Below are 26631 nucleotides of genomic sequence, written 5' to 3' on the forward strand. Positions count from 1 at the left end.
GGGGGATTCTCATTCTTTGTTGCACTTCGTCTTATCTACTCGCTTCGAGTAAGGAACGCTTTGGTCCGCTCCAGCTTCGGATTTCCGAAGATCTGTTCTGGAGTTCCTTCTTCTGCTATCTCACCTTGATCCATAAATATTACGCGGTCCGCTACGTCACGGGCAAAATTCATTTCATGCGTAACAATAACCATTGTCATGTTCTCATCCGCGAGTCTGCGAATAACGCGAAGCACTTCACCTGTCAGCTCAGGATCGAGCGCCGAGGTAGGTTCATCAAAGAGGAGGATTTCCGGGTTCATCATCAGCGCTCTCGCAATGGCAACACGCTGTTTTTGCCCGCCTGATAGATTAGCAGGATAGGCATCCCCTTTATCCGAAAGCCCCACTTTCGCAAGCAGATCGGCCATCCGTGGCTTTAATGCTGCTTTGCTTTCTTTTTTCACCACTTTCGGAGCAAGCTCCAGATTCTCATTGACTGTTAGATGAGGAAACAGGTTAAAGTGTTGAAATACCATGCCCATGCGAGCCGTAATTCGCTTAATTTCCCCTGCGCTCACATACTTTCCATCTGATACAATGGCTTCACCGCCGATGCGAATGCTTCCTCCATTAACCTCTTCCAGATTCACTAAGCTGCGAAGCATCGTACTTTTTCCAGAACCCGAAGGTCCTATTACAGCCACTACTTCTCCCGGCTTCACATTGAAATCTATCTTCTTCAACACATGCAAATCACCAAACGATTTTTGTAGATTTGTCACTTCTATCATATTTGTCATTACAAGACATCCCTTTGTTGTTTATTCAAATTTGTACTTTCTCTCCAGCGCTTTGAAGATCAGCGTCAGTACAAGTGTCATTAATAAATAGATAATGGCAGCAATGGCAAAAGGTACAATCGTTGCGTCTCTGTTCACTGCCGTTTGTGCAAAATGAAGTACTTCCGGTACAGCTACGGCATACAATAATGCTGTATCTTTCACGAGTGTGATCGATTCATTTGCTGTAGATGGAAGAACGACTCGAATCATCTGCGGTAAAATAACTTTGGTTAACGTTTGGAATTTATTCAGTCCAAGTACCTGCGAAGCTTCATATTGTCCCTTGTCGATCGACAGCAAGCCGCCTCTGAAAATTTCCGCAAAATAAGCAGCATAGTTCAGTACAAATGCAAGTCCTGCTGCAACTGCACGATCCATCACGAGATGCTCCCCTATAACAGGCAGCATGGGTAGTCCATAACAGAAAAACAATAGTTGCAGTAGCAGCGGTGTGCCTCGCATCACATAAATGTATGTATGTGCAAAAGCCGACAGCGGCTTAAACTTACTGTTCGCCATCAGGGTAAATAAAAATCCAAGCGGAATGGACAAGATGATTGCTGTGAAAAATAGTAAAAGTGTTGTCCGTGCACCTTCGAGCATCGGAAGTGTAATACTCCAAAGATATTCTAGTGTCATATTTCTCAGGCTCCTAAGTAAAAAGAAAACCGGATAAGAAACTCCCGGTTTTCAATCCTATTAATGAATTTCTTACATCAGTTCTAATATGATTGTATTCAGTGCTATATATGAGTCAGCTAGGCTTAGCGAAGCACCTTATCTTCTCCAAACCATTTTTCCGAAATCGCAGTAGCTGTTCCTTCTTCAATCAATTCGTCTAAAGCGGTTTGCAGACTTGTCAGCAATTCTTCATTCCCCTTCTTCACACCAATTCCGTATTCCTCTGGAGACAACGTTTCATCCAAGATTTTATACGTTCCTTCTTCAAGAGACATGTAATAGTCAGCTACCACTTCATCAATGACAACCGCATCGAGGCGACCGCTCTTCAGATCACTTAGAGCAAGTACATTATCGGGGAATTCGGATATACTCTTGATCTGATCTTTGATCGGATTCTCACTCAGTGCATCCGATGCTGAAGAAAGATTTTGCAGCCCCACTTTTTTCCCGGCAAGATCAGCAAGCGTTGCAAGTTGTGAGTCAGCCAGCGTTACGACAACCTGACTATTTTTAAGATAAGGCTTCGTAAACAATACTTTATCTTTGCGATCCTTTGTAATCGTATAGCCGTTCCAGATCAGATCAATACGTCCACTGTTCAGCTCTGATTCTTTGGAAGACCAGTCGATGGGTTGGAACTCTACTTCTTTACCCATTTTTTCGGCCGCTGCTCTCGCATAATCTATATCGAATCCAACAATCTCATTCTTCTCATCCCTAAATCCCAGCGGGGCAAACTTATCGTCAATACCAATGACAATCTTATCTGCCCCACTTCCGCTTGTATCACTTCCGCAGGCTGCAAGAATAACAACCATTAAACTTAAACTGAGTGTAATCCATAATGACTTTTTCATGTTGTTTCCCTCCGATGTATCTATCTCAAAACGCTTTAGTTCGCTACCATGTTACTAAGGTAAAACTATCATATCACAAAATAAGGGAAGCTGCCAAGAGGGAATGAGGGCTGGAGTGCTCCAGTGACAGATGGGGGTTCCGATCGTCGTTGGATCTGGATTCGCACGGTTGACTCTCATAGATGTAAGCATCCAGCTCCAAATACGAACGCTCCGCTTCTTCACCCCCATTCAGTCCCCTCCGCTATCGGCTCTTCTCTTATTTTTATAGAGCAGGGAGATGAGGTATTGTACCTTTATACCTCACTTTAAGGAAAAGATAACACCTCAGCTATTAGCTACGTAGTTTATACGAACTGTTTCCACTTTAATTCAGCCATATAAAAACTGCACTTCATCCGTTAGATGATATCTATTAGATGAAGTGCAGTAATGTTTTTTGTAAAGATTAAGATAGTTACAGGAAAATCCCTATAATTCTTAAATACTAACTTATTAGTGGTTTGATATGCTCTGTTGCCTTATTAAGCTTTTCAACAAATCCCTTAGAATTCTCGTATTTTTCAGGTAATTCGTTTACAAATAGATGAATTTGTCTTTTAAATTTTGCATGAATCTCAGATTTAAAATCATCTTTGTTTGTTATCTGATTTCTTACAAGTGGTTCATATCGAGTTCTTATTAATAAGAACTCGTTAACAAGTACTTCTAAATTAATAGATCGAGGAGCATTACTTTTAAAAAAAATATCCAAGCGAAAGCTTGAAAAAACGAAAGATGTATAAACATCAAACATACCTTCAGCAATTTTATCAGGTTCTTGATCCTCTTGAATTAGATCCAAACTACGATCCAAGGTCTGGACACTTGAAACAAAACTCAAGTAAGATTTTGATTCCGACTCGTTATCTGCCTTATTTTTGTTAATTAGCAGGGCGATTAATAGTAAACAAAGAAATATGAGTACAAAGACAGTTAACCTTTTTTTCATATATTAATATATCCTCCAATCCTATTGGTAATTTTGTGAAAAATAAGAAGATAATTTATCATATAATCTCCTGGAATGACAGACATTTTTTTCAAGATCGTATTATTAATCGTGTAGTTTATACAAAGACAAAAAAGGATAGAGATTCAGAATTGCTCTGAGTCTCTATCCTTATCCGTGTCATCACATCACGTTTTTTCTATTCCTTCTACCCTTTTTGCACCGTCACAAAATAGCTTTGTTTTGCCTCTACAAGGAAGGAAATAAGTCCGTTCCCCAGGTCAGTAGTGCTGATCTCCAACCCGTCAGCTGTGCTCACAGTAAGGAATCCTGCATTTATTCCTTGCATACAAATGGTACAAGTCCCGGATTGATCGGGCTTTATTTCTGCTTCTTTCAGCTTGCCTTTATTCCATGAAATAGCAACTTCGTATCCTCCGCGTGCGCGAAGTCCACGAACACTTCCTGCCGCCCAAGCATCTGGAAGTGCCGGAAGAAGTTCGATATATCCTAGATGGGACTGAAGAAGAAGCTCAATGATTCCTGATGTTGCTGCAAAGTTTCCGTCAATTTGGAATGGCGGATGTGCGTCGAACATGTTCGGATACACGCCGCCGCTTTCATAGCGTTCAGTACCGTCTCGTACCAACTGCAGCAAATTGGATATAAGGCGATGCGCCCGGTTTCCATCTTTGAAACGCGCCCACAGTCCGACTTTCCAGCCGAGACTCCAGCCTGTCCCTCCATCGCCGCGCCGCTGCAAAGATATTTTCGCAGCCTCCATGAGCTCTGGTGTATCTTTTGCTGTCAGCTGACGTCCTGGATATACGCCGAAGAGATGAGACACATGTCTATGGTGAACATCTTCGTCTTCATAGTCATGAAGCCATTCCTGCAGCTGTCCATACTTCCCAATCTGCAACGGAGGAAGTTCATCTCTACGCTGCTGAATCTCTTTTGCAAAGTCCTCATCTTCACCGAGAATGGCAGTCACTTCGATAAGATTGGTGAATAAATCATGGATCAAAGCCAGATCCATTGTCGCTGTCGTAGTCACCTGATGTAGTTCCCCATTCACGCGGAAGCGATGCTCCGGAGAGGTTGAAGGTGCCGTATACCAAGAACCATCCTCTCCTTGAATAAGCCAATCCAGACAGAACAAAGCGGCTTCTTTCATGATCGGATATGCTTTATTTCTAAGGAAATCAGTGTCTTGTGTAAATACATAATGTTCATATAAATGCTGGCACAGCCATACGCCGCCCATCTGCCATAATGCCCATATCGGATCTCCATGTCCAAAAGCACCTACCGGTGCAGTCTGTCCCCATAGGTCAGAATTGTGATGAGCTACCCATCCGCGTGCGCCATAGTTAATCTCTGCTGTCTTCTTACCATTAACAGAAAGTCTGGTAATCAGATCGATTAGAGGTTCATGACACTCGGATAAATTCGCTGTTTCAGCTGGCCAGTAATTCATTTCCGCGTTGATATTCAGCGTATAATTACTGCTCCATGGTGCTCTCGTTTCGTGATTCCAGATTCCTTGCAGATTGGCAGGTTGTGTTCCTGGTCGTGAGCTTGAAATCAGTAAATAACGGCCATATTGAAATAAAAGCTGAACCAGATAAGGGTCTTTCCCGCCATATTTTACGATATGCTCATCGGTAGGCAGATCTATGGATTCGTGAGCGGGTCCAAGATCAAGCGTTACCCGATTATACAGCTCCTGATAATCTTCCACATGACGTTTCCGCAGGTCTTCATATTCATACGCAAGCGCTTTTTCTAGATCATTTCGTGCATGGAGAGACTCATCTTTGCCTTCTTTTCCCGGAGAGCGATCATAACCGTTAAAGCTTGTTGCGCAGCTAAAATAAAGAGTTGCCTGATCTGCACCTTCCACCCGAATCCCGGTGGCATGAGTTCCCGCGCTTCCTCCCTTATGACAGACTGCTAATCTTCCTTCAAAGCCCATAGCATCCGTCTCACCTGGTTTACCGTAACGAATTGGATTATCCGTAGGATAATAACTTGGATTTACAATCTCAGGCGCGTATCCTTTGATAATCGCCTGGTTCTCTTCAGCCTCTGTTTCATGACGAAGAAGACTGCTAAGACTCGCATGGAAAGACAATCTTCCCGGTACGCTTGATTCTAGGTGAATAACGATAACCTGATCAGGATGAGACACAAAGATTTCCCTTGTATATGTTGTATCTCCGATACGGTATTTCGTTTTTGTTATTCCATCCGTTAAATCCAGTCTCCGGTTATAATCTGCTGTAATATCTCCATGATCAAACGTAATCTGTAAATCTCCAAAAGGCAGATAAGACTGTGTGTAAGTTCCGAGCATTTCCTTCGTCAGCTTGTCTGCTTCCGCATATTTCTCTTCCTTAATAAGTTGTCTCACCTTCGGAAGCACTTCTTTGGCACGCGGATTGTTCCAGTCCTTCGGTGGACCTGACCATAATGTATCTTCATTTAGCTGTAAACGTTCCTGCTCCACACGCCCAAACACCATCGCCCCTATTCTTCCGTTTCCAATCGGCAATGCTTCGGTCCATTCCTTAGCTGGACGGTTATACGTTAAATACATATCGTCTCCTCCAAGTATAATCACTATTGTTATTGCAGAAAGTCAAAAAACGTTTTAGAACACCTCTAACCTATGTTATCTAGGTAATAAATTATATAAATCTTTACTTTTATGTAAGCGGATTCTACTCTACTAGTATCGTCTTAAAAAACGGTTAAAAAAGCAAGCCTTTAACATCATTTCTTTTTAGAAATACATTTAAAATACTTCTTCATTAACAAGAAAAGGCCACTCCCACGGCGGGAAATGACCTTCCAGTAGAACCTAATATACTTTATGAATCACATCTTCAAAATCAGGTTCCTGCATCTCTACGTCTGCAAGTTCACCCCATTCGCCTAGCTGTGCCAGGATTTGCATGGTACCAATGCGGTTCCGATTGGCTTCTACCGTAATCGTTCGCTCTGTATGGTCTATGACCTTGACCGCTTCGTGATGAAATCCAGCAACATTTGAACTCTTGATATTCTCAAGATACGAGACTTTTATAATAGTAGGCAGACCGATATTCTCCCTTAGAGACTGCACCGTACCATCATAAGTAAGCTGTCCATGATTAATGACCATTACTCTACTGCATAGCTGTTCGATATCATCCATGTCATGGGTTGTCAGCAGAATCGTTTTTCCGAAATCCTTGTTGAGCAGTTTTAAAAAGGAGCGGATATTGCGCTTCGCATTCACATCAAGCCCAATCGTTGGTTCATCAAGAAACAGAATATCCGGATTGTGAAGCATCGCTGCACCTAGATCGGCACGCATCCGCTGTCCAAGCGACAGTTTGCGTACAGGTGTATTCCAGAATTCTTTCAGGTCTAGAAGAGCTGCAAACTCCTCCAGCCGTTCGTGTTTATCCTGATCATCCACTCGGTACATTTTCCCAAGAATATCATAGCTGTCTTTTACCGGAAGGTCCCACCACAGTTGACTGCGCTGACCAAACACCACTCCAAGACGTCTTACGACTTGTCTTCGCTGCTGATGCGGATTCATTCCATTGACGCGTACGTTTCCTGAACTCGGATGAAGGATCCCTGTTAACATTTTTATCGTCGTCGATTTGCCTGCACCATTCGGACCGATATAACCTACAAATTCTCCAGGTTCAATCCGGAAACTGATATTCTGAACGGCTTGTTTGACCGTATATTCTCTTGAAAATAAAGCGCGGAGTCCCGCAAAATTCCCGTCTTTCACGACAGGCGTTTTGAACTCCTTATGTAAGCCTTGTACTTCGATCATATTTACCCCTCCTTAACTACCTGTACTCTGATATTTTGTCATGCCAAATTTCCAAAAACGCAGACTGAGGGTAAGAAAGCCTAGCGCTGCCAATAGAATGATGAGAAAAATCCACGGCCCCCATTCCCCTCTCAAGATATAAAGAGCAGGTACATAATTGACTAGACCTACTGGCAGCACAAAAAGGAGCATCCCGGCAAGCCATTTCGGATAAAGGGAGAGCGGAAATCTTGCTGCCGTACCCGCTGCATCTTCCGTAAATGTCTGGAGTTCGCTGATTCTTGTCGTCCAGAATCCAATAGTCGCAGTAGCAAGGCCAATGGAAAATAAAAGAACGGCCCCCGTTAGGATCACCAATAAAGACTGCGGTACAGCCATCCATCCAATCTGACCGCTATTCATCATTCCATGAATAGACCAACCAAAGACAAACCCTCCTTGTAGCCACTCCCCGAGCATGATACGAAAGCGCTGCGGCAACAGAGTAAAAAGAACGGGCAACGGTCTTGTTAGCAGCTGGTCCATATCTCCGCTGACTAAATATTTTTCAAGATGATGTACTTCATTGGCAATGGAGCGGTACACCGTTTTCGATAAAGTCATGATGGAAAAGAGATAACCAACCTCATAGATATTCCAGCCTTGAATAGCTCCAAACCGATGAAGCACAATCGCAATCATCAGGAATTCTGCAATCTGGATCAATGCAGCGAGAAAAGACCCTAAAAAGAAATTGAGTTTGTATTGCATGGAACTTTTGATACTTGTGCGGATTAGTAATACGTAAAGTTCTAAGTAGGTGCGAAGTGGATAGAAAGTGGTATGTTTTTGTGATAAATGTGTCTCCGTGTTTGTGTTCATCCTCCCTGCACCTCCACTTTTCTCCGAAGATAGTAGGTAGCAAGATAACAAATCAGCGTGAGCAGCAGCATCCACACCATGGTTCCTAATAATAGAGAGCCATCCTCATAACCAAGGTAAATGCGAGTCGGTACATACAGAAGATACGGATAGGGTGACCACCAGGCAATCGTTTGAAGAATCTTAGGCAGCCATTCAATAGGGATGAAAAACCCCGCAAGTAAATTAATAAGTGCATGGTTTGTCCATTGCAGCCAGCTTGATTCGGTGGTCCACATCGCAGTGACTCCAATGAGATAGTTGATACAGATTCCCATGTAAGCAGCACCGAGCAGACTTACCGCAGTTAAGACATACGTCATTCCCTCCTCAGGCAGCCTGAGCTTGAAAGCAATGAGATAAACAAGATAGATGGGAATAGATTTGTACAGAAACTGATAAATAATCTGCCCCCATTCCCTAGACATGAGATGCGTAAAAAGATGGACAGGCCTCATCAGATCCATAGAGATATGACCTGTTCTTACAGACTCGGGGATCCCAAGGCCATTCGTTAGAAAAGACGTTACCCACAGGGATGCTTGCGTAAATGCAATGTAACTGACCATCCCCTGCGTTCCGTATTCTCCAAGAGAGCGACCTTCCCCAATTCCAATCCAGATACAGGCGTACAGATAACCAAATAAAGCGCTTGCCACATTGTGCACCATATGTGCACCGCGATACTGCAAGTTTCTTGCATAGGCCTTACGGGCCAGGGTGAAATAGAGCAATGAATACACCTCCGATAAGCTTCGTTGAGACGCCAGCCGTGCGTCTACTTCAGACAAGGTGAAATGCGAGAAGGCCCCCATCATACCAAATATGGAAGGTATATACAATTGTTTTTTACAGGTATAATTTTACGGCATAGAACTTTATAAATAGACAAAAAACCACCGGGACCAAGTTGTCTCATGCTTTTCACAATATCTCTTCCTGCGCTAGTAACAGAGTTTTAAAATCTACGCAGAAGAGATAAAAGCAACAGCCTTCCTTCTTTGTCCCGATGGTCATATTGATTTAATTATTTATTTTATTACTTATTTTATTACGATCATTTCAAATCAATTATAGTTTCTTTAACTGTAAAATTTATTTCATTAAAATCTAAATTATAAATCCTTCTTGCGGAATCGCAGGACTCCCCATACAAAAGCAATGACAGCATATATCATCGCATAGATCACAAAGGTACCCGATGGAACATCTCCAATGAAAAATCCGGATATCATATGGCTTACATTAACGACACTGCCTAGTTCATCAAGACCGATGAGTCCATGCATCATTTTTCGCTGCAACGCATCCACTGGCATAATGATGGACATGAGTCCCGAAACGTTAGACAGCGTATTACCAATTTCCTCTGCACCAAAAGCCTCAAAAATCCCGATCTTCTGAATCTTTTCCAGCATACCACCAAGCCAGCCCGCTCCAAATAACATGGTCATAAACACACCGTTTCCGAGCGATGAAAATTTAGTAGATCCAAGCATCGTAAGTGAAACGAGCAGAACAATAATGAGAGCAAGCAAGAGCAGTGCCTTAACATGAACCATAAAGGCTTTAGGGATTGCTGCATGGATATCCGTAATGACCATAATTGCTGTATATAAAATGAGCGTATAACAGCAAAGCATCGTGACGAATCCGAGCCACCGCCCTATATAAAACTGTGTTCTTGATATAGGACGTGTAAGCAGAGCCTGCATGACTCCTTGCTCCGCTTCCCCAGCAATCGAAGAGAATGAGCTAAAGATGGAGAGCAGCGCAATGACAAAACCAGCAAAGAAGAAGCCGATCATCATCATGAGAACTCCCATCGTATAGGTAGTAATGATAGAATTGCCATCCGAAAATCCTCCAAAGCTCTCACTTCCTGCGACAGCATCCGCAATAAACCAGTAAGCAATGAGGAATAATACCGTAAGAATCATAGCGAGCACCATAACCCGCTTACGAATCATCTCTTTCCAGGTCATCTGCATAATGAGCATCATACGTCTTGTTCCCCCCGATGACTAAGCCCCTTCACTGCCGTTAAGAACCAGTCTTCCAATTTACCGCTCTCTTTCCCAACTTCATAAAGCGTAAGCCCTTGTTCAATGAGTAATGAATTGATCCATCCCGCCTGTTCTTCATTCTGTAATTCAGCTTTGAGCCAGACCGTATCATGTCCTGAAATAACAAGCTCTTGCTGCGCCGTATTAGTAGAAAAGTCCGGCTTATGTAGCGTTTCTACTTCAAATTCAAAACCCGTTTCTTCCTGAATCCACGTTCTCACAAGTGGTGTATAGCCGCTTACTTTAAAACGAAAGGTTACTCTTTGCTGAAGTACATTCCCTACATCGCCCGTACGCAAAATCTCCCCATTATTTAGAAGTGCAATCTGGTCACATACCGCTTCTACATCTTCAAGCATGTGGGAGTTTAAGAAGATGGTCTTACCTTCTGCTTTTAATTTCATCAGAATCGAGCGAACCTCTTTACGTCCAACCGGATCGAGAGCTGAGGATGGCTCGTCCAAAAAAATAATATCCGGATCACTAACAAGTGCTGCCGCAAGTCCGAGCCGCTGCTGCATCCCTTTAGAATAGTTCTTGATCTTGCCCTTCCCCCGGCTCCCAAGTCCTACCTCATCAAGCAATTTTGGAATTCGCTCTTTGGCTGTACTTGTATCCACTCCGCATAGTTTTGCATGAAGTTTAATCACCTCTTCTCCTGTCAGCCATTCTTGATACCTGAATAACTCCGGCAAGTAACCAATTCGCATCTTCGCTTCCAGACTATGAATTGGATGTCCAAAGATGGTTGCCGTTCCCTCTGTAGGATGGATCAGACCGACCAGCATTTTCACAAAAGTACTCTTCCCTGCTCCATTCGGGCCGAGGAAGCCAAAGGCTTCCCCTTTCTGAACGGTGATCGATACATTACGGCATCCACGACCATTATCGAACTCTTTCGTTAATCCTTCCGTATGAATCGCAGCTGTCACTGATTCATCAGCTCCTTGATTTCTTGGATCAATTTCTCTTTTGTATCGAACAGAGTATATCCCTCCAAGCGATACAGTACATCATCTTTAGTCCAAGTAGCCACATAATTTGTAGTCTCTTTTATTTCTCCTGATTCTCCATAGTAGTTGTAACTATTATCTTCTAGAATGACAAAAGTGCCATCCACATTTATTTTCTCAGCTTTACCATCTGTAATAATTGGCAATGGAAGTTTGCCACCAAGTATCTGCTCCGTTTGGATTGCTGATTTCATTCGATCTGGCAATAGCGGGAAGTTCAGCACTGCTTTTACTGCGTCCTCAATAGACGCAGAAGAATCTATACTAACTCTAGGAATTTTCTGTTGATATATAGATGCAGTTTTTTCTTCGTCAGCGGTTTGATAAATTTGGTATAGCGTTGCAGGAATCTCGAATGTAATAAGCTTACCATCTAGTGATTCTGGCATAAGATCATCTGCTCCCAGTCGTTTCATCGTTGCATTCACTTTAGGTATATCCAGCTTCATTGTTATCGTCTGTGAACTTTCAATAATTCCAGCATGTTTCGGATTAATCAAATCATCAGTTACAGCTTGGATACCGAGTTGTTCAGCAATCTGTTCTGCTGTCTTACTTCTTAGCGACCAGTCATCGTCTGATTTGTTCGTAAACGTACCGTACTTACTTATAAACTCATGTACTCCTTCACCCTCAGAGATTGTGCTGATAAAATTCATCAGTTCCCCTTCATCTACCGAAGTAACTTCCTCCATTCGGAATTGATTCAGGATCGCAGCAAGTGCTTTATCTCCAATAGGTGTGGCTACCATCACGCCGGCAATCGCTGCAGCAGCGGCAATACTAATCCACTTTTTCGCAGGATGTCTTCTTGATTTCTTCCTCTTTGGCTTACTGTGTTGATTTTTATTCACTACATTTTGTTCTTCTTCATTTACCTTCATTTCTCTCATCTCTCCTTTGATGGTACTAGTTGCAACTTGATCTGTTCCTATCTCTTCTGATTTCTTCATATCCAGCTGGCTCGATGCCCAAGCTGTCCACTTGGGGCTCATCTCCTCTTTCTGGAGCTTGGATGTGAGCTTTTGCCATGCTTCATCTATCCGTTCATTTTCCTTGTTATCTTTTATAGAGGTCATGGACTCATTCAACTCCTTATTATTCCATATTCTCGTGAGGCGAAGATCCTAAGTCACCGATTTTCTTAGTACTTTCCGTTTCAATTTATTCGTTGCCCGGCTCAGCATGGAACCGACAAGTGGTGGTCTTACGTTCAGTTCCTCCGCAATTTCAGCATAGCTGTAACCGGAGTATTTTAGCATCAGTACCTTACGATCTCGTTCAGGCAGTTCTTCCATCCACTCCCTAACTTCTTCTTGATCCATGCGCCTTAGCACCACTTCTTCTCCCGAGGCTATCTGCTGCCCCATATCATAATGCTGCTCCTGCTTATCTTTTAATTTGCGTTCTCTAATCTGTTTACTTATATAGTCATACCCGATGCGGGTCAGTACACGATGTAACCATGCACCCATTGCGGCCGGATCGTCAGGCGGATTACGGTACAATCTAATGAATACTTCTTGCGCAAGATCTTCCGCCGCGGCTTCATCCTGAACCAGTGCAACGAGTTTACGTCTCACGATCGGATAATGCTCCTCAAACACGGTGCGAAAAAAATCTATTTCCGGTCCTTCCATGTGTTGTTCGTCTCCTTTCAGCTGCAGCTATCTATAAGACGGACCTTATATTTATTTTGTAGCACTTAAATCAATTTTCAACATATCTTTAGTTGCTTTAATGAGTTAAGAAATGGATTTACTTATTATAAAATACCGAACATCGTAATTTATCGTTCAAATAGATTGATAAGAAGGAGATGCAGAAAAAAACTCGAATTATAGGAAATATGGAAATTTACTGGAAAATAACTTACTGAAGAGATGTGTAAGTTTATATCTTTGCTACACTGGTAACAGGGGTAATAACAGCACTCCGCTTGTCCAAATAAGAAGAAATAAACAGAACTTTCATCTTAACGATTCCTGAAACAACCATAATTCGACACAAAATGATAGATTTATAAATCACTTAAGATATGAGGGATAAACATGTTCAGTTCAACGCTTGCTATTCATGTGACAGCTATTATTCATCCAACAGCGGTAATCGGAGAGAATGTTACAATTGGCCCGTTCAGCATTATAGAAGAAGGAGTCAAAATCGGAGATGGATGCAAAGTTGGGAGTCATGTTCATATTGGTTCACACACACAGTTAGGGAAGAATAATCAGATATTTCAAGGTGCAATCATTGGTGCAGTCCCGCAAGATAAATCATGTAAAAACGGTGGGGATCGCCTGATTATTGGTGATAACAACACCATAAGGGAGTATGTAACAATTAGTAAAGGAACACATAAGAGCGATGGGATAACACGTGTAGGAGATGGCAATCTCCTTATGAATTACGTTCACATTGGGCACGATGCAATACTTGGTAATCACATCGTCATAGCTAATAGTGCTCAATTAGCGGGTCACGTGGAGATTGAAGATTATGTATTTATTGGCGGTCAGGTTTGTATCCTTCAGTTCTGTAAAATCGGTAAGCTTTCCATGATTGGTGGGATGAGCGGTGTTTCCCAAGATATTGTACCTTACTCTTTTGCTAACGGTGAGCGCGGAGATATATGTGGTGTAAATATTATCGGGTTAAGGAATGAGGGAGTATCCAGGGATGAAGTGAAGATCATAAAAGAAATACACTCTATTTTATTTCGCCAGAAGTTATCACTTGCTAAATCGATTGAAGCAATAAATGCCTTACCTTCATCGGAATGCAAGCACCATACACTCCAATTCATTAATAAATCCACACAGGGAATCGCAAGAATGAATGATAAAGTTTACTCCTCCTAAATAGTAACTAAATAGCAATAATGCACTCATGCTTTATTATTTATTATTTATTATTTTCTGATCACTCAAAAAACTGCCGAGGAACGGCTCCTCAGCAGCTTTTTTAGTTTATATACCGGAGAATCAAACCCTAATAAATTGTCCGGTTCTGTTCATCTGCAATCCCTGATTTACGATAGAAATACGTATTAATAATATCTCGCCATTCTTTAGAATGCTTATGCTGATGTTCAAGTCGTGCCATTACACCTGCATAACGCTTTGCATCGATTTTCCCTTCCAGACTGCTCCACTGCTGAATAAGATTCTCTACTCCTTCTACTCCGGCAAAGTGAGTATCGTAGATATGCTGAATTACCGTACTTCCCGAATGCAGCTTGTGCGTATAAGGCACATGATGGAAGAAGAGCAACAGCTTATCCGGGCAGGTCACAAGCGATTCATATCGTTCGGCATTTTCCGGGAAATATTGACCTGTGTACCCTGTACCGTCTTTTACCGTACGATTCACCCCAATCCCATCGCAATCGGCAAAATGATACGTACCCCAGACCGAATATTCATATCCATCCACGTTAGGGCCATAATGATGCTCTGGATTGACCATCCAGCCTACTCCAAGCGGAGAAGTATAACTTTCATAGATTCCCCAAGACGCAGCAAGCATAGAGCTTACCTGTTCTACAACATCGTGGTCATTTCCAAATGTCTGATGGATCCACTCCGAGGTGATCTGTTGTTCTGACAGATCTGGATTCCAAGTCAGTCGTCCATACCCATACAAATTCGCTTGGGCTAACGTATGTCCTGTCCAGTTCTCATCATCTCCGACGTTAATTACAGCTGAAATCCCGCTGTGTGCATACGGATACAGTTCGCCAGACACTACTTTCTTAATCTCGGATTTGGCACCTTTGGCGTATGTATCAAAATCAAGTATCTCTTTCCACTGCGGAATTAGATAACAGAGATGCCTTTGCTGTCCCGTATATTCCTGAGTGATCTGGAATTCCAGTATTTGATTCGTATTTGGCATAGCACCAAGCAGCGGAGATACCCCTTCACGGACTTGGAAATCCATCGGCCCATTTTTAATCTGCAAAATTACATTGTCTTTAAACTGTCCATCCAGCGGTTTGAAATGATCGTATGCTGCTCTTGCCCGGTCTGTTGTTCGATCCCGCCAGTCTTGCAGGCAGTTATATACAAAACAGCGCCAAATCACGATTCCGCCATAAGGTTCCAGTGCTTCAGCGAGCATATTCGAGCCATCTGCATGGGTTCTTCCATACGTAAATGGTCCAGGTCTATGCTCCGAATCTGCTTTGACTACAAACCCGCCGAAATCTGGTATTGCATCATATATTTCCTCCGCTTTTGTCTTCCACCAGGCACCGACTCTTTCATCAAGAGGATCCGCTGTCTCAAGTCCTCCAAGCTGAATCGGGCTTGCATAATTGACACTTAGAAATAATTTGATCCCATAAGCTCTAAAGATCCCCGCTACTTTCACTACATCCGGTAAAAATTCTGACGTAATCAGCTTCGTCTCTACTTTATGGACGTTTACATTATTAATAGAAATCCCATTGATCCCAATCGAAGCCATCATTCTTGCGTAGTCCCGAATACGCTCATCGCTTTGCACAAACTGATTATCTTTGAAAAAAATAGACCGTCCTGCATATCCTCGTTCAATCGAACCGTCCATGTTATCCCAGTGGTTCATCATGCGAAGAGGGTTTCTTGGATTTTCGATAACATCCAGCTGAGTAAGTGTCTGTCCCTCTGACTGCAGAAGTCGCAGCAGATGGAACGTACCATACAGCAATCCCTTCTCTGTTTTTCCTATAATATATACGGCTTCCCCTTCTTCTTGCGGCAGTGACCTCAGGGCAAACCCTTCCTCTCCCAGATGCTGAGAAAGTTCCTTTGTCTGTAACGCTTCAGGCAAATCTTCTGCAGTAACCATAGCAAGCTGAATATACGGACCTCGAGCAGCAGCCTCAGATAAATTCGCTGTCGCTATTAGTTCAGGTTCATTTCCAGTCATCTGGAGAATAGCGTAACGGAGTTCCCGTATGGCAGACTCCACTGCTTCTCCTGATGCGGAGCTATGTCTTACAATCGTAGATAAACAAGGTAAATCCTGTCTTTTCTCATATCGTAACCAACCTTTGTCGGCCGAAGAATAAGGAAGCTGTTGTAGCTCAGTCATGAGGTCACTCATCCTCTCTATTTCTAGAAGTTTTTTTAAAAGCCAATGAATGGATTATGAAATCGATTCAATTAGACAAAATAATGCGGATATTTCTCTAACAAGAAATCTTGTTCCACTACAGCGAGACGCAAATGATCCTCCATGATTTGAACAGCTTGTGATGTCTCTTTGTCTACAATCAGCTGATAGATTTCCTTGTGCTGAGAAATAATATTGCCCCAGTTCAAATCTTTGGATAATCTGAGCATACGCAGCCGATTGAAATGAATGTTGAGCTGCTGCAGCATTTTCCATGTTCGTGCTTTTCCTGTACCCTCAAACAAAATTTGATGGAACTCTTCATCCAGCTCATACAGTTTGTAGACATTATTTCTGCCTGCGCAGACGTCCTGCAAGGCAATATTGGTTTCCATCCGAAACCTGTATTCTTCATCAAAAGATTCACATGCAAGAGCTACAATCTCTCTCTCAATTTTCTCTCTTATGAACCTCCCTTCTTCCACATGCGCAAGATTAATCAGGGATACCGAGCTTCCACTTTGCGGCACAATATCTAGCAGCTCTTCTTCTGCCAGTTTCATAAAAGCCTCGCGTACCGGAGTTCGGCTTACATTCAGTTCCTCTGATATCTCTTTCTCGGAAATTTTCTTTCCCGGTTCCAGTTCCAAGTGCATGATTTTATCTTTCAAATAATGATAAGAGTAAGCCCGAGTAGACCCTTTGAGCTTCTGTTCTGTAGACATATGGTTCCCTCTTTCTTCTCCAATACTTGTATCTATCTCTAGTTAGCTACTATGTCACAGTACCTTAATGACTGGGGATGCGGGTATAAAATAAACCGGAAGATCCGGAAAATGATCTCGAATCTGCTGAGCAACCGCCTTCATTCCCGGCTCTTCACTAGCTGCATGACCAATCAGGATTTGTGCCTGCGGGCTTCCTTGACTCACCGCATCCTGTACATATTCGGGTGTTTCCCACTCAGGTCCTTCTCCAGCTATTAGTAGATCGATTCTTTGTTCCGTGAATAAAGGAAGCGCGATATTACTTCCGCCCCGATAACCGGCAGTAAGAGCAATTTCACTACACTTTTGTTCACTGTCTCCAGCAAAACGAACATAAGGAAGAACGAGTCTATCTTTCAGATGTTGAACGATCTGCTGTACGCTGAGCGGCTCGGGAAGGGTAACCAGACAAGCATACTTCAGATGGCTATATTGATACGTATCCCACTCTAACGCTTGTAGAAGTCCATGCGTGATGATATCGGGAACCGCTTGATGCGGACCATCATGATATCGGTATAAGATCATTTGGTGTGATTTGATCTGTTCCTTTTTTCTTGAAATGACAGGATTCGTTAGTTCCTTTTCTGCTCTGCTCCCATGATGTTCATAAAACACACCTTCATGGGTGATGAAAAGATTTGCTCCAAGCTGTGCCGCTTTCTCAATCGTCTCATGGGAAGCAACAAAGGTAACAGCCACTCCCTGAACCTTTTGGTTCAAATTCCCCGTGATAAGCCCATCCACCGTAGAACCTTCAGGCCCAGATGAAAGAGGAAGCACATTAATCACGTCTTGAACGGTCAATGACAAATGATCACCTTACTTTCTGTGACTTAATTCTGATAACGGAAAGCTTATTTTCCTTCTTTGTACTCTTTATATGTTTTGTTTGCAAGTTCCAGATACTGCGTCAGTCCTTGGCTCTCCAGTTCTTTTACAAACGCATCAAACTCGGACAAATCTCGGTCACCCAGAATAAATTTGAGTGTATTTTGATCTGTATAATCTTTAAGCGGTGTACTGAGGAGTGTAACTCTCTCACGTTCTTCTATAGAATACGGGATTGGAGGTTCTGCTGGAAGGACCTCTTTGACTTCTTTCATGTCATTTTGGAACTTCAGTTCTTCTTCACTAAACATAGAGTGCAGCAAATCTGTCGTCCCGCCATAGGCGAATACTCCACCAGAGAAACCGTAATCGATACGTAAATCTTTTGTACCTTTTGGATTCAGTCCATTGAAGTTAATATCATCAGCGAGTTTACGCACCCCATTTTCTTTCGTATATGTCTCTCCTTCGACTCCCCATTTCGCAAACTCTTGACCTTCATCGCTGTAATACAGCCAATCGATAAACTGGAGAATTGCTTCGAAATTTTCACTTTGTTTTGCTTTTGCTGAGATCATGACACCGTTCTCAAGTCTTCCTCCAGACATGAGCTGACCTGCAGGTCCGCCAGGCACCGTGATTTTGGCAACTGAGAACTTACCTTCACCAAGTGTCTTATTCATATCATTACGGTGCAGAACAACGGTTTGAGAATTTCCATTAATAATAAACGATTTCCCGTTTATAAATTTTTGAATAGCCTGATCATCGTCTTGAGTAAAACTTTCTTTATCCAGCAATCCTTCTGCTACGAGCTCGTGGAAATAAGTCAGCATATCCTTATACTCCTGTGTAGCCGCAGTATATACAAACTCATCTTGTTCTGGCTTGTAAGTCAGGCCGCTTCCAAATCCCCATCCGCCTTTCGTTCCAAATCCAGTTGAAGCAACATTCAGTGTGCTTAGGAATTTAAAACGATCCGAGAAAGGGATAGAGTCCGGGTACTCTTTTTTAAGCTCCTGCATGACCGTCTTCAGTTCATCCCACGTCTTCGGTATGGCAAGATTATGTTTTTCCAAAATATCTGTACGTATGATCAGCGTATAATCTGGCCAAATTTCTTCGTGTAGTCCCGGAAGAACATAGTATTTTCCGTCTTCTTGGCGAAGACCTTCTAGCTCAGTATCAAGGCCCCACTTCTCTACTTTATCCTTGAAATTTGGCATCAAGTCAATGTAGTCACTGACAGGCAGGATTGCACTAGAGGACACAAAGGCGGATTCTTCACCTGGATACGTTTTAGGGATAACGAGCGGTGCATCACCCGAACTAATGAGCAAAGATCGTTTTTGAGGATAATCACTCATCGGTACAATAACAGGATCCAGCGTAACACCGGTCATCTCTGTGATTTTCTTAAATAACAACCAATCTTTTTTGTAAGGATAAAGCGGCTGATCACTATACATAATCGATAGATTAAAAGGTTCCGTTGCTTTAAAGGTTTCTCCTACGGCGTAGGATTCCATTGCTCCTTTATTTTGGATCTCTGCTTCTTTTCCGCCCATACCATTGCTGCATGCCGCTAGTGATAGACTGAGTATAGCTGCAAGTGCTGTTTTTCCCATCATGTGAAGAGAAGGTTTCTTCATTTTGTTGCCCCCTTTAATTAAATGAATTACTCAATAGTGGACGATAATGGACGATCTTTTCATGTCTTAGGTGTTAACCTTTGACCGATCCAAGCATGATACCGGATACAAAATACTTTTGGACAAAAGGATAAATCGTTAAAATAGGTAAAATCGTTAAAACCATGGTGACTGATTTGATGTTAGCAGAAATTTGAGTCAAATTATCAGCAGATGTAGCTCCTGCCGAAGTTCCTCCCGTAGCAGCAGCAATCATATTCCGAAGGTAAATCGTAACTGGGAACTTTTCTTTTTGATCAAGGTATAGAAAGGCTGGAAACCAGGAGTTCCAGTGCCCAACGGCATAGAATAGAACCATCGTCGCCATAACCGCTTTACTAAGTGGCAGAATGATACGAAATAAAATCCCGTACGTACTTAGTCCATCAATAGCTGCGGCTTCTTCTAATTCTTCCGGCATGTTCTCAAAGAAAGATTTCATAATGAGCATGTTATATATGCTGATTGCCCCCGGAATAACAAGGGCCCACATGGAATTACTGAATCCAAGGCTGTTAATCAGTACGTAGTTGGGAATCAGTCCGCCATTAAAAAACATAGTGAAGACGGCAAACATCGTTAGAAACTTGCGTCCCATAAGTCTTTTTTTAGATAATGCATAAGCAAAAATGGTAGACAAAAACATGGAGATCGCTGTTCCTACTAGGGTATAAACAACTGTGTTTTTGTAATTAGTCCAGAACATATTGTCTTTTACGACGGTCTTGTAAGTATCAATATTAAATCCCCTCGGAATGAGATTCACCTTTCCCGAATTAATATAGGCTTCACTGCTGAACGACTGTGCAACTACATTGAGAAAGGGATACAAAGTGATAAAGACAATACATAGTAAGAAGACCGCATTACAAGTTTTAAAAATTTTATAGGACATGGATTCCTTCATATCTCACTCCCCCTTACCATAAGCTTCGTTCTGTCAGTCTGCGTGAGATGGCATTAACCGAGAAAACAAGGATTAACCCAATAATGGACTCAAACAGACCAATCGCTGTTGCATAGCTGAAGTTGCTAGACCCAATTCCGACACGATAGAGATAAGTGGATATCACATCGGAAGTTTCGTAGATAAGTGGGTTGTAAAGTAAGAGAATTTTCTCAAATCCTACCGCAAGGAAACTTCCCATATTTAGAATGAGCAGCGTTACGATCGTTGGTAAAATGCCTGGAATCGTTACATGCAACGTCTGTTTCCAACGATTTGCCCCGTCAATCCTTGCGGCTTCATACAGGGAATCATCAATTGTAGTGAGTGCTGCGAGATAGAGTATGGCCCCCCATCCCATGCCTTGCCAGATTTCAGAAGTAATATAGATGGTACGAAACCACTCTGCACGCTGCATAAAGTTAATCGGCTCACCTGTGAAGAATTGCACCAGTGCATTGATGGAACCATTCGTGGCAGTCAACTGCAGAATCATCCCTGCGACGATAACAATGGATAGAAAGTGTGGCAGGTAAGATGCTGTCTGCACAAATTTCTTAAACTTTTTACTCCTCACTTCATTAAGCAGAAGGGCAAAAATAATTGGCATCGGAAAAGTAAGAAGCATCGTAAGTCCGCCTAGAATAATCGTGTTTGTGAATACTCGCCAGAATGTAGGATCATGGATGAACATCTGGAAATAATGCAGTCCTACCCATTTTTCTCCAAAGATACTTCCTCCAGGTACAAAACGGCGAAACGCAATCACATTTCCAATCATCGGTCCGTATTTGAATATAAGTAAGTAGATAATAGGCAATACAAGCAAAGAGTATAGCTGCCAGTCTTTACGAAGAAGAGATCCTATCATTTGCAGTTTGTTTTTTGGTGCCATTTTTATTTGGGGCTGTGTACTGCTTACGGTTTTCGTATCCATGTTCATCATTCACTCCAATCCATTTAAGCTCGGCCCTGATCGATGTCATTACGGTTCTTGGAATCTAAGTTTCAACTCACGAATGAGCTCACGAATGAATATTCGCATCACCCGATGAGTAACCCCTTCTATTAATTCTGCGATTCAATCCCCCTTTTCTATTAGATCAATAGGTCTCAACAATAGACACATTCCATATTACATAACGTATCCTTAGACCCATCCATTTAAAAAAGCGCTTACAATACAACTTTTAAAACAACACCGCTTTTTCAATAGACTCTTTACAAAACGCCCCTTGAATTACAAGCAACTACGGAAATGCCTCAAAACTGACTTCAGCTACTTTTGAATACTAGTCATACTAGTATGTTAGTTGGGTTTATTGTAATCTACCATTTCCATTAATTCAATATATTTCTTATATTTGGTCCTGATTTTTTTCTGAGGCTCTCTAACCGCTTCCATTTGCTCACAAAAAAAGCACCCTCTAAGAATCAAGTATCCTAACCCTATGGTTAGTTACCTATTCTATAAAAGTGCTATAGTTATTTATCTATTCTTTTTTTGATATTGCATGAATTAGACGATCCGCCATCTTCACCATCTCTTCTTCACTTAAAGCTTCACTTGCGCTATCTTCCATAAAGTATGCTGTGGAAGTTGATTCATCATACCAAGCGATTTTAGTATTAAAGTAAGTATTACTTGGATCCTGTACAATTACGGCTTCCTGTGACCCTATCTTTATTTTCCTGCTTATCGCGCCAGCTGGTTGAGATACGTTTATTCCGATAGCATACGAGGCAAGGACTGTAAGGCTGTACGGTTCCTCTTTTGTAGAAAAATAGAGATGGACGCCACTGGACTTACTCCAATGCAAAGTCTCTGCAGATATTTTCTCTTTGCTTCCCTTTGCCTTTAAACTCAGCCTTTGAAGCAGCTTATCATATTCGGATCCCTCTCCATCTCCAGCTAAAGGATATTTCGGCCAGATTTCTGCATAATAAAATGAATATCCTTTTGGTAAATAAGAGGACAGAATCACACTAGGTGCACTTGTACTTTTTGCTTTCTTATAATACTCGTTAATATCGTAATATTGGATGGGTTTATACTCATAAAGAATTTTATTTGGACCAAGATAGGCTTGCAAGTCAGCCTCTATGGGAAAATACGCTATGAGTTCACCGGGTTTGGCTTCTGGTTTCAATTGCTCTATCCGTTTAGATTCTTTTGAATAATACTTACGCTCTTTCCAAGGAATCGTGTCTACGATGACTTTCCCCTTCTTATTATAGATTTTCGCAAATTCCTCGGCAGCATAGGTTGTTACCGAAGCAATACACACACAGAAGAGAAGGAACAAAGATACTGTTTTCCATCTATGGTTACTTTTTTTCTTCATTGTTGAGTTCGTGATCTGATCTATAACACGAGGGGCAACCGAAATCTGCTTAAGTTCTTCGTCCGTTACACTATGCCGCCTTATGCTTTGGTTTTCATTAGTGAAAATGTCCATTCCTCCCCATCCTCCCGCTCCATCCATGTTTTTTTCACTTTCATCTTTGTTCTGCTGATTCTTTTTCGGACAGCTTCTGAGCTGGTTCCTGTGATCTCCGATATTTCTTGATAGGTTTTTTCGTGAAATACATGAAGAATAAGTAGACTCCGCTCCGCATGACTGAGACTGAGAAATACTTTTTCAAATGCAGGACTAAAAATACTTCGCTCATGAACATCTGTATTTGTTTTACTTCTCTCCTCCATAAAAAGCAAAGACTTAGCCTTTTCATAAACTTTTCTTTTTCTCAAGACATTAATACAGTGGTTATAAGCAATCTTGTACAGCCAGGAATTAAAATTATACTTCGGCTTGTAGGAATCAATCGATTTGTACGCCTTAAAGAAAATCTCTTGGATCGCATCCTCTGCATCTTGTTCGCTGTTCAAAATCCGGCTGCAATAGATGAATATCTGCCTTTCATATTGATGTACAATATAACTGAATTTCTCGATGTCTCCAGCCTTCACGTCAGCTATGTATTGTTCCATTCGTTCCAGTGCCCTCTCCCCCTTTCTGCTTGTTTATCTATATAACAGTTGTGAACTTAGAAAACGGACACAGTGAACTAAATATATAAATTCTCTTTAAGTACATTACTTCTAAAATGCCTCCTAATACGTTGCTATGCCACTAAAGATAAGGGACTTTAATTACGATTCATCACAACAAAAAAGACCCTGATAATCTATCAAGGCTCGCATCTCCATCTCGTATTAATACTCCAGCTTGTAAACTACTTCTCCCTCAATTACACGACCATCTGCTGCAAATCCTAACTTCTCATATAAATGCTTTGCCCAAGTATTCTCTGGTTCAAAACTTATGTAGATTACCTCATGCTTTTTATCCTCTTTAATCCTGTCGATTAACTGCTCCATTGCAGCCTTACCATAGCCTTTTGACTGATACTTTTCATCAATCATTACACGGTAGATCCAGTATTCCCGATCCTCATTATCTATACAGTACATCGTAAACCCTACTAAAATGTCATCGTGGTAGATCGACAAACAGATACACTCCGGAAATGCCTTAGCCTGTGCCAGAGAAAATAGATTGTTCGCTACAAACTCTTTCTGTCTATCTGCTACACCCAGCTTAATCACATCAAAGAAGTTATTTCTATCGATCTCCCGAAATTCAATCATAATCTATCCCCCCATAAGTTATCAGCTATCCCGAATTGATCAAGCCAGCCCTGCCGTTAGTTCAGCTTTATACAAATTTGAGAACCTTAATCTTTTGGTATATCATGTCATAATTAGCAACAATCAGACAAGGGAAAAATTAATTAAACTCAAAATTTCCTGGTCAGCTGCAAAAAAAAGAACCTCTGAATTTAAAATTCAAGGTTCTCAAAAAGTAAAAGTCGATTCGTTATAAAGTTCATAAAAATAAGCAAGCCTAATAGCTTGCATTAACCAATGCATTAACCAATAAAACGGATTGACCACTAATCTTTTGGGTATTGTTATAATTTCTTATCCATTAACACCGAGAGAAATCGTACCGAACTTTTTATCACATTTAAAATATAACAAGATAAGTATACAACGATCCTGTTATAAGCAAAAAAAGAAGGCAACCCATTTTATTGGTGCCTTCTCTTCTTATTTCATCGAATTTCTGTCGCTTATTCAGTTGTTGTCGTTTCGGTTGTTGTCGTTTCTGTAGGATCAGTAGATTCAGTAGTCTTTGTTTCTTCAAGTTTATTGGTTATCTTTGCATTGGAACGCAGATCAGACAACCATGTGGAAGACAGTTCGCTAACTTGTTGATCTACTAGCAATTTGCGAATATCTTCTTTTTTATCTTCAAGTGTTGGATTTGCAGCTTCTTTATAATCTGTTTTCTTAATAATATGGTAACCATGATCGGACTTGACTGGTTCACTGATCTCATTGATTTCCAAGGAGAAAGCTGCTTTCTCGAACTCTTCTACCATTTGACCTTCACCGAAGAATCCAAGATCTCCGCCATTTGTTGCTGAAGCTGTGTCTGTAGATTTCTCAGATGCCAAGGTTGCAAAGTCTGCTCCTCCATCCAGCTCTTTCTTAATCGCTTCAGCTTCTTCCTTCGTTGCTACAAGGATATGTGAAGCTCTTACTTGCTCTGGCGTAGCAAATGAATCTTTATTCTCTTCGTAATAGGTGCTAATATCTTCGTCTGTCACCTTCGTTTGCGGCTCTAAAATTTTGCGGATTTTCACTTGAATTTCCGTGTTTTCCTTGAGGTCATCAAGTGTCATGCCTGATTGGGCAAGAGCTGAATTTAGGGCTTCTTCACCGCCAAATTGCGTCTTGAGCGCTTCAATCTCAGCGTTCACATCTTCTTCTGTAATAGAGACGTTGGCCTTCGCTGCCGCCTGGTCAATAAGTTCCATAGTAATCAAATTATCAAGTGTAGACGTTCCACCAAGTGTCACCAATTCACTATATAAGTCGTCCTTTGTAATCTTGGTACCGTTGACTGAAGCCACAGCTTCATTGTCTCCCCCAAATGGAGGTTTGATCAGTACGATAACAAGAATTACAGCAAGAACTCCTGATACAATCATCCATACTAAGCTGCTCTTTCCTTTTGTAGTAACCTCGGAATTATGATCTGCTAACGTCTCCACATTCTTCTCTTGCATTACTGTCTCTGGAGATGTTTCTTGCTGTACTGTTTCCTGCTCTTCAGTTAAAGAATCTTTCTTTTCTTCTTCGTTATCATTTTGTAATGGTTTATTATCCAATTTTTAAAATCTCCCTTCGCGATTTCCTTCTCACTCTATTAAATATAAAGGTTTTATAAAACAAAACATTAAAATAACATAAAAATTTTAAAATATATCATTTTCATTCACTTTTCACCAAAAGATAGATAATAGATTATTCCACATAAAGATTTGATAGAATTAAATTAATAATAGAGAATTGATAGAATTAATAAAAATCAGGGCTACCCGCCCATTAAATGGAACCTCCAATATAAGTTGATGTCTAACATTCAGGATTTAGTTCATAGCGTGTGTTTATTGTTTTACGCGTTTTACAAACTCAACTGACTAAAACCATAATAAAAAAGACCTTAATAAGGTCTCTTAACAAGTCTCTTAACAGTCTCTCAACAAGGTCTCTTTTGCACGTTTGCAGCTAAATAAGCACCTATAAGTTTCTATACGTCAAATTCTATACTAGCAATTTTCCACTCTTCGTTAAACTTTATAAAACTTAAATGTAGGAATGTTGGAGGGATTTCAGGTTCACCCTTTAAGTCGGTGTAGAATTCCCTAATAAAGATCTGAAATGTATTTGATTTAGGATCATATTCATACCCTTGGATTACCCAATCATCGAGATGAATCTTTTTTTCATAATTAAATAAGAGCCATTCATCACCGTTAGCATCTTTGGCGTATAACTTGTTATCTTTTTCTTCAAGCACGATGTCGTCTGATAACAATTGGCGCAGCCTGTCCATATCTCCTGTTGTGTGAGCTTGAACAAACTCCATTGAAATATTACTTATAAAAGCATAGTTTTCTTTTTCTGTATTATAATTATCGATCTTTGTAGGTAGCGTCAAGAATTTTGTGTAAATGAAAATATCCTCTTCTTGTAGAAAGTAG

The 26631-nt window shown here is 41.3% G+C and carries 25 protein-coding genes; 1 reads left to right on the forward strand and 24 read right to left on the reverse strand.

Translation table 11 applies throughout. The annotated features are described in order from the left end of the window. Positions 1-35 precede the first annotated feature (35 nt). The 13 genes from GQY27_RS05195 to GQY27_RS05255 all read right to left on the reverse strand — a co-directional run bounded on the left by GQY27_RS05195 (position 36) and on the right by GQY27_RS05255 (position 12819). The gene (locus GQY27_RS05195) at positions 36-782 is read right to left on the reverse strand and encodes an amino acid ABC transporter ATP-binding protein (protein ID WP_328802952.1); all 747 of its coding nucleotides are present in this window, start codon (positions 780-782) and stop codon (positions 36-38) included. Between the two features lie 21 nt (positions 783-803). Further along, entirely contained in the window at positions 804-1463 is a 660-nt protein-coding gene (locus tag GQY27_RS05200) for an amino acid ABC transporter permease (protein WP_160032452.1), read from the reverse strand. Between the two features lie 125 nt (positions 1464-1588). After that, complete coding sequence (locus GQY27_RS05205; protein ID WP_527250285.1) at positions 1589-2326, reverse strand: amino acid ABC transporter substrate-binding protein; 738 nt, start codon at positions 2324-2326, stop codon at positions 1589-1591. A gap of 93 nt (positions 2327-2419) precedes the next feature. Beyond that, on the reverse strand, positions 2420-2596 hold the full coding sequence (locus GQY27_RS05210; protein ID WP_160032454.1) for a hypothetical protein: 177 nt from the start codon (positions 2594-2596) through the stop codon (positions 2420-2422). 256 nt (positions 2597-2852) lie between these two features. Then, on the reverse strand, positions 2853-3356 hold the full coding sequence (locus tag GQY27_RS05215; protein WP_160032455.1) for a hypothetical protein: 504 nt from the start codon (positions 3354-3356) through the stop codon (positions 2853-2855). A 208-nt stretch (positions 3357-3564) separates the two neighbouring features. Further along, on the reverse strand, positions 3565-5958 hold the full coding sequence (locus GQY27_RS05220) for a glycoside hydrolase family 95 protein (RefSeq protein ID WP_160032456.1): 2394 nt from the start codon (positions 5956-5958) through the stop codon (positions 3565-3567). A gap of 264 nt (positions 5959-6222) precedes the next feature. Next, the gene (locus GQY27_RS05225) at positions 6223-7200 is read right to left on the reverse strand and encodes an ABC transporter ATP-binding protein (protein WP_160032457.1); all 978 of its coding nucleotides are present in this window, start codon (positions 7198-7200) and stop codon (positions 6223-6225) included. Between the two features lie 12 nt (positions 7201-7212). Beyond that, complete coding sequence (locus GQY27_RS05230) at positions 7213-8061, reverse strand: ABC transporter permease (RefSeq protein WP_160032458.1); 849 nt, start codon at positions 8059-8061, stop codon at positions 7213-7215. Continuing rightward, positions 8058-8834 carry an ABC transporter permease gene (locus GQY27_RS05235; RefSeq protein ID WP_160032459.1) on the reverse strand — a complete coding sequence of 259 codons (777 nt, stop codon included), beginning with the start codon at positions 8832-8834 and terminating at the stop codon, positions 8058-8060. Before GQY27_RS05235 ends, GQY27_RS05230 begins: the two co-directional genes overlap by 4 nt. 381 nt (positions 8835-9215) lie before the next feature. Then, complete coding sequence (locus tag GQY27_RS05240) at positions 9216-10103, reverse strand: ABC transporter permease subunit (RefSeq protein WP_160032460.1); 888 nt, start codon at positions 10101-10103, stop codon at positions 9216-9218. Next, entirely contained in the window at positions 10100-11098 is a 999-nt protein-coding gene (locus GQY27_RS05245; protein WP_160032461.1) for an ABC transporter ATP-binding protein, read from the reverse strand. The genes GQY27_RS05240 and GQY27_RS05245 overlap by 4 nt, the downstream gene beginning before the upstream one ends. Then, entirely contained in the window at positions 11095-12258 is a 1164-nt protein-coding gene (locus tag GQY27_RS05250; RefSeq protein WP_160032462.1) for a hypothetical protein, read from the reverse strand. The genes GQY27_RS05245 and GQY27_RS05250 overlap by 4 nt, the downstream gene beginning before the upstream one ends. A gap of 48 nt (positions 12259-12306) precedes the next feature. Then, positions 12307-12819, reverse strand: coding sequence for a sigma-70 family RNA polymerase sigma factor (locus tag GQY27_RS05255; protein WP_160032463.1), 513 nt, complete (start codon positions 12817-12819; stop codon positions 12307-12309). Positions 12820-13230: 411 nt separating this feature from the next. Between GQY27_RS05255 and lpxA the strand changes: the two genes are divergently transcribed. Next, positions 13231-14040 carry an acyl-ACP--UDP-N-acetylglucosamine O-acyltransferase gene (gene lpxA / locus GQY27_RS05260; protein WP_160032464.1) on the forward strand — a complete coding sequence of 270 codons (810 nt, stop codon included), beginning with the start codon at positions 13231-13233 and terminating at the stop codon, positions 14038-14040. 130 nt (positions 14041-14170) lie between these two features. On the opposite strand, the gene GQY27_RS05265 is transcribed toward lpxA, so the two are convergent. The 11 genes from GQY27_RS05265 to GQY27_RS05315 all read right to left on the reverse strand — a co-directional run. Next, entirely contained in the window at positions 14171-16258 is a 2088-nt protein-coding gene (locus GQY27_RS05265; RefSeq protein ID WP_160032465.1) for an alpha-glucuronidase family glycosyl hydrolase, read from the reverse strand. Positions 16259-16329: 71 nt separating this feature from the next. Then, positions 16330-17004, reverse strand: coding sequence for a GntR family transcriptional regulator (locus tag GQY27_RS05270; protein WP_160032466.1), 675 nt, complete (start codon positions 17002-17004; stop codon positions 16330-16332). A gap of 54 nt (positions 17005-17058) precedes the next feature. After that, complete coding sequence (locus GQY27_RS05275) at positions 17059-17853, reverse strand: Nif3-like dinuclear metal center hexameric protein (RefSeq protein WP_236570485.1); 795 nt, start codon at positions 17851-17853, stop codon at positions 17059-17061. Between the two features lie 50 nt (positions 17854-17903). Continuing rightward, entirely contained in the window at positions 17904-19529 is a 1626-nt protein-coding gene (locus GQY27_RS05280) for an ABC transporter substrate-binding protein (protein ID WP_160032468.1), read from the reverse strand. A gap of 73 nt (positions 19530-19602) precedes the next feature. Further along, entirely contained in the window at positions 19603-20475 is an 873-nt protein-coding gene (locus tag GQY27_RS05285) for a carbohydrate ABC transporter permease (protein ID WP_160032469.1), read from the reverse strand. Positions 20476-20488: 13 nt separating this feature from the next. After that, positions 20489-21409, reverse strand: coding sequence for an ABC transporter permease (locus GQY27_RS05290; RefSeq protein WP_236570499.1), 921 nt, complete (start codon positions 21407-21409; stop codon positions 20489-20491). 598 nt (positions 21410-22007) lie between these two features. Further along, entirely contained in the window at positions 22008-22973 is a 966-nt protein-coding gene (locus GQY27_RS05295; RefSeq protein WP_160032471.1) for a hypothetical protein, read from the reverse strand. Then, positions 22940-23506, reverse strand: a complete 567-nt coding sequence (locus tag GQY27_RS05300) for an RNA polymerase sigma factor (protein WP_160032472.1) — start codon at positions 23504-23506, stop codon at positions 22940-22942. The genes GQY27_RS05295 and GQY27_RS05300 overlap by 34 nt, the downstream gene beginning before the upstream one ends. 225 nt (positions 23507-23731) lie before the next feature. Then, a complete protein-coding gene (locus tag GQY27_RS05305; protein WP_160032473.1) occupies positions 23732-24166 on the reverse strand; it encodes a GNAT family N-acetyltransferase in 435 nt (144 codons plus the stop codon). 485 nt (positions 24167-24651) lie between these two features. Next, positions 24652-25755 carry a foldase protein PrsA gene (locus GQY27_RS05310; protein WP_236570486.1) on the reverse strand — a complete coding sequence of 368 codons (1104 nt, stop codon included), beginning with the start codon at positions 25753-25755 and terminating at the stop codon, positions 24652-24654. A 422-nt stretch (positions 25756-26177) separates the two neighbouring features. Further along, a partial coding sequence (locus tag GQY27_RS05315; RefSeq protein WP_160032474.1) for a nuclear transport factor 2 family protein occupies positions 26178-26631 on the reverse strand: 454 nt, incomplete at its 5' end.

This window comes from Paenibacillus sp. An7, from assembly GCF_009870785.1.
GTDB lineage: Bacteria > Bacillota > Bacilli > Paenibacillales > Paenibacillaceae > Paenibacillus.

Excerpts from the sequence above, each read along its gene's own strand:
- GQY27_RS05195 (WP_328802952.1), bottom strand. The coding sequence starts at position 782 with ATGACAAATATGATAGAAGTGACAAATCTACAAAAATCGTTTGGTGAT.
- GQY27_RS05200 (WP_160032452.1), bottom strand. The coding sequence starts at position 1,463 with ATGACACTAGAATATCTTTGGAGTATTACACTTCCGATGCTCGAAGGT.
- GQY27_RS05205 (WP_527250285.1), bottom strand. The coding sequence starts at position 2,326 with ATGGTTGTTATTCTTGCAGCCTGCGGAAGTGATACAAGCGGAAGTGGG.
- GQY27_RS05210 (WP_160032454.1), bottom strand. The coding sequence starts at position 2,596 with ATGGGGGTGAAGAAGCGGAGCGTTCGTATTTGGAGCTGGATGCTTACA.
- GQY27_RS05215 (WP_160032455.1), bottom strand. The coding sequence starts at position 3,356 with ATGAAAAAAAGGTTAACTGTCTTTGTACTCATATTTCTTTGTTTACTA.
- GQY27_RS05220 (WP_160032456.1), bottom strand. The coding sequence starts at position 5,958 with ATGTATTTAACGTATAACCGTCCAGCTAAGGAATGGACCGAAGCATTG.
- GQY27_RS05225 (WP_160032457.1), bottom strand. The coding sequence starts at position 7,200 with ATGATCGAAGTACAAGGCTTACATAAGGAGTTCAAAACGCCTGTCGTG.
- GQY27_RS05230 (WP_160032458.1), bottom strand. The coding sequence starts at position 8,061 with ATGAACACAAACACGGAGACACATTTATCACAAAAACATACCACTTTC.
- GQY27_RS05240 (WP_160032460.1), bottom strand. The coding sequence starts at position 10,103 with ATGATGCTCATTATGCAGATGACCTGGAAAGAGATGATTCGTAAGCGG.
- GQY27_RS05250 (WP_160032462.1), bottom strand. The coding sequence starts at position 12,258 with ATGACCTCTATAAAAGATAACAAGGAAAATGAACGGATAGATGAAGCA.
- GQY27_RS05255 (WP_160032463.1), bottom strand. The coding sequence starts at position 12,819 with ATGGAAGGACCGGAAATAGATTTTTTTCGCACCGTGTTTGAGGAGCAT.
- lpxA (WP_160032464.1), top strand. The coding sequence starts at position 13,231 with ATGTTCAGTTCAACGCTTGCTATTCATGTGACAGCTATTATTCATCCA.
- GQY27_RS05265 (WP_160032465.1), bottom strand. The coding sequence starts at position 16,258 with ATGACTGAGCTACAACAGCTTCCTTATTCTTCGGCCGACAAAGGTTGG.
- GQY27_RS05270 (WP_160032466.1), bottom strand. The coding sequence starts at position 17,004 with ATGTCTACAGAACAGAAGCTCAAAGGGTCTACTCGGGCTTACTCTTAT.
- GQY27_RS05280 (WP_160032468.1), bottom strand. The coding sequence starts at position 19,529 with ATGAAGAAACCTTCTCTTCACATGATGGGAAAAACAGCACTTGCAGCT.
- GQY27_RS05285 (WP_160032469.1), bottom strand. The coding sequence starts at position 20,475 with ATGAAGGAATCCATGTCCTATAAAATTTTTAAAACTTGTAATGCGGTC.
- GQY27_RS05290 (WP_236570499.1), bottom strand. The coding sequence starts at position 21,409 with ATGGCACCAAAAAACAAACTGCAAATGATAGGATCTCTTCTTCGTAAA.
- GQY27_RS05295 (WP_160032471.1), bottom strand. The coding sequence starts at position 22,973 with ATGGACATTTTCACTAATGAAAACCAAAGCATAAGGCGGCATAGTGTA.
- GQY27_RS05300 (WP_160032472.1), bottom strand. The coding sequence starts at position 23,506 with ATGGAACAATACATAGCTGACGTGAAGGCTGGAGACATCGAGAAATTC.
- GQY27_RS05305 (WP_160032473.1), bottom strand. The coding sequence starts at position 24,166 with ATGATTGAATTTCGGGAGATCGATAGAAATAACTTCTTTGATGTGATT.